Source organism: Pseudoalteromonas sp. S3260 (assembly GCF_005886925.1).
In the GTDB taxonomy this organism is placed as follows: domain Bacteria; phylum Pseudomonadota; class Gammaproteobacteria; order Enterobacterales; family Alteromonadaceae; genus Pseudoalteromonas; species Pseudoalteromonas tetraodonis.
On sequence record NZ_PNCV01000352.1, the window covers coordinates 1 to 472 of the forward strand.

The window sequence follows — 472 nt, forward strand, 5'->3', positions numbered from 1 at the left end:
ATGCCTTACAGGGAGCACAGCAAGGGCCAGATAACTTTGCCGTGGCGCGATTTCTATGTGCTCATGCCATTATGTTGGCACTGGAGGGAATTCCCGGTGTGTATATTCACTCGCTCACGGGGACCGAAAACGACTATGAGCGTTTTAATAATACCCAGCATAATCGTGCCATTAATCGCCATCGTTGGCACTGGCATGACTTAGAGGCCAAATTGGCCGATCCACATAGCCACCACCAAAAGGTGCATCGTGGTATGTTGAATTTACTTAAGATACGCGGGAAGCAAAAAGCCTTTCACCCCAATGCAACGCAGTTTACTTTGCACCTTGGCCAAGAAATTTTCGGCTTTTGGCGGCAAAGCGCCGACCGCCAACAAAGTATTTTTTGTCTGTTTAACATTAGCAATCAGCCACAAACCTTGTCACTGGAAGATTTAAACTTGGTGAACACCCAGCCCTCGTGCGATATGCT

1 pseudogene is annotated in these 472 nt (G+C 47.7%); it reads left to right on the forward strand.

What is annotated here, in order from left to right:
• Window positions 1-472, forward strand: a pseudogene (locus tag CWC14_RS19315) (alpha-amylase); the annotation flags it as partial.